This is a genomic window from Aquirufa regiilacus (assembly GCF_032470275.1).
Classification (GTDB): Bacteria; Bacteroidota; Bacteroidia; order Cytophagales; family Spirosomataceae; genus Aquirufa; species Aquirufa regiilacus.
In genome coordinates, this window is sequence record NZ_JAVNWW010000008.1 from 68,597 (window position 1) to 75,263 (window position 6,667).

General features: G+C 40.7%; 7 protein-coding genes. 4 read left to right on the forward strand and 3 right to left on the reverse strand.

The annotated features are described in order from the left end of the window. Positions 1 to 4: 4 nt before the first annotated feature. Together rfaE2 and PQG45_RS11705 are read right to left on the reverse strand one after the other, a co-directional pair. Positions 5 to 484: a D-glycero-beta-D-manno-heptose 1-phosphate adenylyltransferase gene (rfaE2, locus tag PQG45_RS11700; protein WP_315577305.1), complete on the reverse strand. Its 480-nt coding sequence runs from the start codon at positions 482 to 484 to the stop codon at positions 5 to 7. After that, positions 465 to 1,457, reverse strand: a complete 993-nt coding sequence (locus PQG45_RS11705; protein WP_315577306.1) for a lysylphosphatidylglycerol synthase transmembrane domain-containing protein — start codon at positions 1,455 to 1,457, stop codon at positions 465 to 467. Before PQG45_RS11705 ends, rfaE2 begins: the two co-directional genes overlap by 20 nt. A 130-nt stretch (positions 1,458 to 1,587) precedes the next feature. On the opposite strand from PQG45_RS11705, the gene PQG45_RS11710 reads away from it, so the two are divergent. From PQG45_RS11710 to PQG45_RS11720, 3 genes are read left to right on the forward strand one after another with little or no spacing between them, the layout of a single operon-like run. Then, positions 1,588 to 2,397 (forward strand): glycogen/starch synthase, encoded by an 810-nt coding sequence (locus PQG45_RS11710; RefSeq protein WP_315577307.1) that lies wholly within the window; start codon positions 1,588 to 1,590, stop codon positions 2,395 to 2,397. Further along, on the forward strand, positions 2,348 to 3,721 hold the full coding sequence (locus PQG45_RS11715) for a DUF4270 family protein (protein WP_315577308.1): 1,374 nt from the start codon (positions 2,348 to 2,350) through the stop codon (positions 3,719 to 3,721). The genes PQG45_RS11710 and PQG45_RS11715 overlap by 50 nt, the downstream gene beginning before the upstream one ends. 11 nt (positions 3,722 to 3,732) lie before the next feature. After that, positions 3,733 to 4,521 (forward strand): amidohydrolase, encoded by a 789-nt coding sequence (locus PQG45_RS11720; protein ID WP_316070913.1) that lies wholly within the window; start codon positions 3,733 to 3,735, stop codon positions 4,519 to 4,521. On the opposite strand, the gene PQG45_RS11725 is transcribed toward PQG45_RS11720, so the two are convergent. Continuing rightward, entirely contained in the window at positions 4,505 to 5,209 is a 705-nt protein-coding gene (locus PQG45_RS11725; protein ID WP_316070914.1) for an ABC transporter ATP-binding protein, read from the reverse strand. The two genes, PQG45_RS11720 and PQG45_RS11725, sit on opposite strands and share 17 nt — an antisense overlap. 92 nt (positions 5,210 to 5,301) lie before the next feature. Between PQG45_RS11725 and PQG45_RS11730 the strand changes: the two genes are divergently transcribed. Next, positions 5,302 to 6,522: a bifunctional 3,4-dihydroxy-2-butanone-4-phosphate synthase/GTP cyclohydrolase II gene (locus tag PQG45_RS11730; RefSeq protein ID WP_315577311.1), complete on the forward strand. Its 1,221-nt coding sequence runs from the start codon at positions 5,302 to 5,304 to the stop codon at positions 6,520 to 6,522. Positions 6,523 to 6,667 lie beyond the last annotated feature (145 nt).

Genomic DNA, 6,667 nt, shown 5'->3' on the forward strand with positions numbered 1-6,667 from the left:
GTTTTTAATTTTTAAGTTTTTGAATGATATTGGTTGTTGAATAACTAGGTACCAAGGGTATTGTTGTTACTTTTCCGCCGTTCGCAATAACCTCTTTGGCACCTACGATTGTTTCGATCGAATAGTCGTCCCCTTTAACAAGAACGTCTGGTAATAATTCGTTTATTAGATTTAAGGGTGTTTCTTCCTCGAAAACGATAACCATATCAACAAAACCTAGTGCTGCTAAAATCCGGGCACGGGCATATTCGTTATTGACTGGTCTTGTCGGTCCTTTCAGTTGGCGCACAGAACTATCTGCATTTACGCCAACAATCATTTTGGTTCCTGTTTGGCGCGCTTTTTCTAGATAGTCAACATGTCCTAGATGAAGGATGTCAAAACAGCCATTCGTAAAAACGACTTGTTGGTTTTCCTGTTTCCAGGCAGCTCGCCTCGATATTGCATCAGCTAATGTGCAAATTTTATGACTCGATTCCTGCATTTTTTTGAGGTAAGAAAAAAGTAATGATAAAACTTAATCCGCCAAATAACAAGATCGTTGCCATTTGAGTTCCATGAAAAAATGTAGCTAAAATGGTTGCATCCTTCAGCGGGATTAAATAAAAGCTAAGCGCAGATGCGACCAAGCTGTGATAGGCGCCAATTCCCCCTTGGGTAGGTGTTGCCATGCCAAAGGTTCCCATAACTAATACTGTCAAGCCTGCTGATAAGCTTAATGAGGAGCTGATTGGGAAGGCTAATAATAATGTATAGGTATTGGCGAAATAGGCCACCCAAATTAATATAGTGTACAAAATGAATTTAGATGGATTTTCAACCTCCTTGATGCTTAGGATTCCGACAAACCAACCTTGCAATAATTTGCCAACTTTATTGGTAGCGGCAAAGTGTTGCCAGCGAACAAGAAATCGGTCTCTAAGGATCCAAATTAACCCCAAAAATGTGATTCCTCCGGCGGCAATCCCGGCTAACATGATGGTAGGAGGGAGGTGAAAATTCGGAAATAGAAATTGTTGAATGGGTTTCCATTCGACGATAAAGGTTAGGCCAACCAGCACAGCGAGGCCAAGTAAGTCAACGATTCTTTCGGTAATTACGGTTCCAAACGACTTTTCAAAGGGAATGTTGGCTGTCTTTTGAAGGGAGCCACAACGTGAAACTTCACCCATTCGCGGAACGATGAAATTGGCAAAATAACCAATCAAAACGGCTGAAAATGTACGAGTCGTGCCAGGTGAATAGTGCATGGCACCTAATAGTTGTTCCCAGCGAAGTGCTCTCAGTAAATGTGAAATCAATGCAATCACGATGGAAACAATGATCCATTGATAATTAGCGGTTAAGGCACTTTGGTATATATCCGCCCAGTGTAGATCGCTTTTGGAAAAGGCCCAATACAAAAGACCGATTGCAAGAAGAGATGAAATGCTATATTTAAGGAGGGCTTTGATCATGTAGGAGTGGAATCCGTTTAATTCAATAGGCAAAATAAAGACCTTTAATTAATAAACGTGCGGAATTGTGCTTAATTTTTTATATTTTTGCATTTGTTTTTTGGGATAAATTCCCCTAACTAATTTTAGCATGTCTAAATTGCGTATTCTTTACGTTTCCAGCGAGGTTGATCCCTTCCTCAATACATCCAAAATAGCTGATTTTGTTCGCGCGTTACCTACTGCGATGCAAGAGCGTGGAATGGAAATTCGAATTTTGGTTCCCCGTTTTGGGTCGATTAATGAACGTAAAAACCGTTTACATGAAGTGGTTCGTTTGTCAGGAATTACCATTCCGATGGGCGATGAGGAGAAGCCTTTGACGATCAAAGTTGCCAGTATTCCTGCGGCTAAATTGCAAGTGTATTTCATTGATAATGAAGATTATTTCCAACGGAAATATGTGTTGACGGACAAGGAAGAAGCATTTTATGCAGATAACCATGAGCGTGCCATTTTCTTCTGTAAAGGAGCGCTAGAGACTGTGATTAAGTTGGGATGGTCGCCTGATGTCATTCATTGCAATGATTGGATGTCAAGTTTTGTTCCATTGTACATTTCTTCTTATTACCGGAATCACCCTATTTTTAAAGATTCCAAAACAATTTTTTCCCCTCACAATACGAACTTCGATTTTACGTTTTCAGCAGACGACTTAAAAGAGAAAGTTAAAATTGGCGACATGGACGATTCACATTTGTCTAGTTTAGATGGTGCAGATTATCAAGCGTTCATTAAACTTGGCGCCGAATTTGCTGATAAAATTGTTTCTTTAGAAAATGCGGATAATACCCGAATCCAACCGATTATTGATGAATATCAAGATAAAACCTTCCAAAACATTGCCGATAATGACCTCGATTTCTTCGAAAAAACGTACATTGAATTGGCCGGTAATTAAATGGTTGGGGATTGTTTCCCTTTTTCTAGCCTCTTGCGATGCGCCAAAAGAAATTGGTGCAGATTTGTTTAGTGTTGAGGTTGGCTTAAATTTTACGGACACCCTTCAGGTGAAATCTCGTACGGTATTAATGGATTCTATTCAAACTGGCGGAGCAAGTTCTTTGTTGGTAGGTTCATATACGCATCCCGTTTTAGGTACTTTTTCGTCCTCTATTTTCACGCAGTTTGCTAATGCGGATTCACTATATGCTAAAAAGGAGTCTATTTTAGATTCATTAAAGATGCAATTGGTTTATAAAAGTTACCAAGGCGATACCAATCAAGTTCAAACCATTAATGTTTATAAATTAAAGGATAGCTTAAGTACATCAACCGATTATTTTACTAACACGGCTTCGATTTCAGTGAACCCGACCGTTGTAGGTTCACATACATTTCGTCCGCGTCCAATTCGATCAAAAGCTTCCAATGGGGATTCTTTGAAATTGGACACATTGAAATTTCTGATGTCACCAACCTTAGGTAGAGAATTATTAGCCAATTATGCCGATAAGTCCTTAGCGGGTGGTGGTAATGCCTTTCGGAAAGCATATCCGGGATTAAAGATTAGTTCATCAAGTGGCGCTAATGCTGCTTTGTTGGGTTTTAATCCAGCCTATTCACGTTTGACGCTGTATTGGCACAATCCCAATGATACGTTAAAATATGAGCTAAATTATTTCTTTAGTTTATCGAATGCATTGATGGCTGAGGTTAATTCCCGCTACAATCAATATCAATTTGCTCGTTCGGGAGCGTTAGCAAGCCTTGTTAAGCCAGGTAATTCCGTTTCAGCTGAAGCTACGGGTCAACTAACCTTTGTTCAATCGGGTTCTGGCCTCGTAACGAAAGTGGACTTTCCTACTTTGCTAAAGTTAAAAGGTGATCGAAACGTGGCTGTTAATAAAGCCGAACTTGTTTTTGAAGCAGAAGATGGCGCCGATTTGAATCAAACGCTAGGCCAACTGACCTTGTTACAGGTTGATGGTAATAATAAGCCTTTGCGAAACAGCTATGGTCTCGGATATGTGCTATCTGAAGGTGGTTCAGGTGTTCAAACAGCTAGTTACAACGCATATAATAGAACTTATACATTTAATGTAACGACCGAGCTTCAATCTATTTTGAACGGTCGCAAAGTTAATAACGGTTTCTTGCTTACCCCTACGCCTACTACGAGCTCAACCGGGTATACGAAAATGCTTAGTGAAACGGCTCGATTTACTTCCCTGAAGGCTTTAAAGACAAAGATTCGTATCTATTATTCGTTTATTGCTAAATAAATAGGAATGCCATGTCTACCCTGAATCAAGATTTACGGGTTAGTTATGTACAAGCCAATTTGGTTTGGGAGGATCCGATTTCCAATTGCGCTCAACTAGAAGAATCACTACAAAATTTACAGGGACATACAGATGTCATTGTGCTGCCTGAAATGTTCAGTACAGGTTTTAGTATGTCAGCCATGGGTGCTGAAATTTCAGCGGGTCCTACGGTACAATGGATGAAATTGCAGGCCGCGCGATTGCAGGTATTACTTATTGGAAGTCTCAAGATTAAGGAATCAGGAAAGTATTTTAATCGCTTACTAGCCGTGCATCCGTCGGGTAAGATTGATAGCTATGATAAGCGACACCTATTTCGAATGGGCAATGAGGATTCCTTTTACACGGCAGGAAATTCCACGTGTTTAATCTCCTATAAGTCTTGGTCGATAGCTCCTTTTGTTTGTTATGATTTGCGCTTTCCCGTATGGTCTCGTAATGTAGATTTGAAATACGATTTAGCGGTGTATGTGGCGAACTGGCCCGCAGCTCGTACGCATGCTTGGTCAAGCCTGTTGCGTGCAAGAGCGATTGAAAACCTAGCGTATGTTGTTGGAGTGAATCGCGTGGGTGTAGACGGAAACCAACTGGAATATGCTGGAGCTTCAAGTATTGTATCATTTAAAGGCGAAGACCTTCTTCTTTTATCTTCGGAGGCGCTTATCCAAACTGAAACGCTTTCCTTTGAAGCTTTGCAGGATTTTCGTGACAAATTTCCTGCTCATCTCGATGCAGATGATTTTACTTTACAAGCTTAGTCTTTTCTTGGAATAACTGATTGATGCCGCCAGGAAAGGATTTGGCCTCGTCCATGCTACAATCTGCCTGCAATACGCCGTGATTAATGATCAGTAAACGGTCGCAAATTGCTTCTACTTCACTAAGAATATGGCTTGAAAATAATATGGTACGTCCCGGTTTTAAGGATAGAATTAAGGATCGAATCTCTTCCATTTGATTCGGGTCCAAACCGCTCGTTGGTTCATCTAAAATCAAAATAGATGGATTGTGTAAGATGGCTTGCGCAATTCCAACGCGCTGTTGATAGCCCTTCGAAAGGGTATTTATTTTTTTGTTTTGTTCGAGGCTTAAACCTGTTAATTGAATGACCTCTTGAATTCGAGTTTGCGATATGTTGTGTAAAGAGGCGATGAATGCTAGAAATTCTTTAACATACATCTCCTTGTACAAGGGATTATCCTCTGCTAGATATCCAATTTGTTTCTTTAAATTTATTGAATCTTGACTAACACGTTCGCCCGCGATGTAAGCTTCTCCGGAAGTGGGTTGAATAAGGCCAACGAGCATTTTGATGCTTGTCGATTTTCCTGCACCATTGGGTCCTAGAAAGCCAACAATCTGTCCGGACTTGGCGCTGAAGTTTAATGCATTCACTGCTATTTGAGCGCCATAATGTTTACTCAGATTTTTCGCTTCAATCGACATGCGTGATTCTATAATTTTATCTGACAAAGGTAGCTAAAATGGGAACTATTTCTGCTTACCTTTGTGTTTTCGTTTCAAAAAACACAACAAACATGCAGGAGGAAAGTATACGCTTAGATCGTATTGAGGATGCCATTGAAGATATTCGCCAAGGTAAAATGATCATTGTTGCCGATGATGAGAATCGGGAAAACGAAGGGGATTTAATTTGTGCATCAGAGGCAATTACCCCCGAGATTGTTAATTTCATGATTCGTGAGGCTCGTGGTCTCATGTGTGTTTCGTTGACAAATGAGCGCTGCATCGAGTTGGGTTTGGAAATGATGGTGGATCAAAATACAACCTCCCACGAAACACCTTTCACAGTATCTGTTGATTTGTTGGGCCATGGTTGTACCACAGGTATTTCGGCTCAAGATCGTGCAAAAACGATACAGGCCTTAGTGAATGTGGACACCCGACCAAGTGATTTAGGTCGGCCTGGTCATATATTTCCGTTAAAGAGTCGTACTGAGGGCGTATTGCGTCGGACGGGGCACACGGAAGCATCGATGGATTTCGCTAAGCTCGCTGGGTTCAAACCATCCGGTGTGTTAATTGAAATTTTGAATGAGGATGGCTCGATGGCTCGTTTGCCTGATTTGCGCCGTATTGCAGATAAATTTGATTTGAAATTAGTTACAATCAAGGATTTGATTGAATACCGGTTGGCTACAGAATCTTTGATTCAGCGTGAAATTGGTGTGGATATGCCCACGGAATGGGGTCATTTTGATTTGATTGCTTACAAGCAAAAAAACACGGGTGATACACATTTAGCGTTAATTAAAGGAACTTGGGATGCCGATGAGCCGGTGATGGTTCGGGTGCATAGTTCTTGTGTCACAGGCGATATATTTGGTTCTTGTCGGTGCGACTGCGGTGGCCAACTGCATAAAGCCATGGAAATGGTGGAGAAAGCGGGAAAGGGCGTTGTTTTATATATGTTTCAGGAAGGCCGAGGTATTGGCTTATTGAATAAATTAAAAGCCTATAAATTACAAGAGCAAGGAAGAGATACAGTGGAAGCGAATTTGGAATTGGGTTTTGCGATGGATGAGCGTGATTATGGGGTAGGAGCTCAAATTCTACGTGATTTGGGTATTCGTAAAATCAAATTGATTTCGAACAATCCTAAAAAGCGGGCTGGTCTATTGGGTTATGGATTAGAGATTGTGGAATCTTTGCCGATTGAAATCGAATCGAACCCACATAACGAGGTCTATCTAAAAACCAAACGTGATAAAATGGGACATACCATTTTGAAGAAATAAAAAAAAGGCTCCGAATTTTAGACTGCCCCCAAAAAGTTAGACACTTATTGGGGGCATTTTTATGAACAAAAGAAACAAGTATGATTACAAGTTTAGGCTTCAATGTGTTGAAGCTGTAATCAAAGACAACTGCTCGATACGAGCA

Bases quoted from the DNA above. Each gene is read 5' to 3' on its own strand.
- rfaE2 (WP_315577305.1), bottom strand. From the start codon at position 484: ATGCAGGAATCGAGTCATAAAATTTGCACATTAGCTGATGCAATATCG.
- PQG45_RS11705 (WP_315577306.1), bottom strand. From the start codon at position 1,457: ATGATCAAAGCCCTCCTTAAATATAGCATTTCATCTCTTCTTGCAATC.
- PQG45_RS11710 (WP_315577307.1), top strand. From the start codon at position 1,588: ATGTCTAAATTGCGTATTCTTTACGTTTCCAGCGAGGTTGATCCCTTC.
- PQG45_RS11715 (WP_315577308.1), top strand. From the start codon at position 2,348: ATGACCTCGATTTCTTCGAAAAAACGTACATTGAATTGGCCGGTAATT.
- PQG45_RS11720 (WP_316070913.1), top strand. From the start codon at position 3,733: ATGTCTACCCTGAATCAAGATTTACGGGTTAGTTATGTACAAGCCAAT.
- PQG45_RS11725 (WP_316070914.1), bottom strand. From the start codon at position 5,209: ATGTCGATTGAAGCGAAAAATCTGAGTAAACATTATGGCGCTCAAATA.
- PQG45_RS11730 (WP_315577311.1), top strand. From the start codon at position 5,302: ATGCAGGAGGAAAGTATACGCTTAGATCGTATTGAGGATGCCATTGAA.